This window comes from Streptococcus sanguinis (assembly GCF_020729765.1).
GTDB classification, from domain to species: domain Bacteria; phylum Bacillota; class Bacilli; order Lactobacillales; family Streptococcaceae; genus Streptococcus; species Streptococcus sanguinis_Q.
Map to the genome: position 1 here is coordinate 1 of NZ_JAJEPD010000029.1, position 1347 is coordinate 1347.

At 33.3% G+C, this 1347-nt stretch carries 1 protein-coding gene and 1 pseudogene; both read left to right on the forward strand.

Features of this window, described 5'->3' with window-relative positions; genetic code table 11:
* Positions 1 to 287 precede the first annotated feature (287 nt).
* Positions 288 to 929 (forward strand): hypothetical protein, encoded by a 642-nt coding sequence (locus K4H96_RS04155; protein WP_049525930.1) that lies wholly within the window; start codon positions 288 to 290, stop codon positions 927 to 929.
* Positions 930 to 938: 9 nt separating this feature from the next.
* A pseudogene (locus tag K4H96_RS04160) lies at positions 939 to 1347 on the forward strand (DNA primase); the annotation flags it as partial.

The following is a 1347-nucleotide window of genomic DNA, read 5'->3' on the forward strand; positions in this document are numbered from 1 at the left end:
TGGGAAGGTATCCTTTTTGACACTAATAAATAAATTAAAGTTCTCAGGAGTTAGTTGCATGGTTTTTCGTAAATAGTTTTCTTAACTATAGTATAGCATAGTACAGTATGGCACTTTATTTTTTCCAATAAGTCTATTATACCCCAAGGACAGCTGGTTTTAATTTTTTCTCTGTACTGTACGATTTTGCGCCAGAAATGTAGGAATTACCTTTCGTTGTGATGTGATAAAACTTACAAATCTTTTTTGTTATTCTTGACCTAGTTTTTATAGAAAGAAGGTCTAAGATGTTAAATAAAGTCAAAACTAAAGCCTTAATTAGTGTTGGAGCAGTAGCCGCAACTAGCTTTATTCTCATGATGGGATATACTGCTGGTCAACATTCTACTGCTAAACAAAGTCGCAAAGAGATTGAATTGGCTGCAGCTAAACTTGTGGAAGATAAACAAGCAGAAGATAAAGCCAGTATTTTGTCATCGGATACTGTAAAAGAATTTTTGACACAGTACTATACGAAAGAAAAGCTCGGAGAAAATAATACACGCATTCAACCTTATATGACTGAATCAGCTTATTCTCAAGAATTGACAAGTCAAAACGATGCCATGAACCAAGTGTATAAGGACTATATTTTGGATTATCATTTTGAAAAAGCTGATATCTTTGTCAATCAGACTACGAATCAAGCCATTGCCATGGTCTCTTATAATGTAACCTATGTATCTGATTTAAAGAATGCCAACCAATCAAAGACTAATCAGACAGAAACAAGAACAGTTAAGTTATCCTATTCTAAACTACCTGGTAAGTTATTGGTCAACCAAGTACAGGTTTGGAAATCTGGGTTGGATGATTTAGATAAGGAAACTCCTAAAACTTTAGAAGAATCATCATCAATACCATCACTGCCAAATACTACGACAAAATGATGATATTGCATGGAAATAGAAGAATGTAAGCAAATTTCAATTCTTGATGTAGCAAGTCGTTTAGGTATCTCCTTTAAACAAGTTTCGACCAGTGTCTATGAGCATTCTGAACACGATTCATTTCGGATTTTTTCAACTACCAATACTTTTAAATGGTTTTCAAGAGATATTCAAGGTGATGTCATTGATTTTGTTCGACTTGTTAAGGGAATTTCCTTTAAAGAAGCTCTAGCCTTTCTTTCTGAAGAACCTTTTCAAAAAGAAGCTGTTCAAGAAAAAAGAGAGAGACCATTTTATTATCCTTTAAAGAGAGTAGAAGATTCTAACTGCAGTCTGGCTAGATATTATTTAACAGAATGTAGAGGAATCTCAGAAGAAATCATACAAAAGATGATCATAGCTTTTAAAAACGATAACA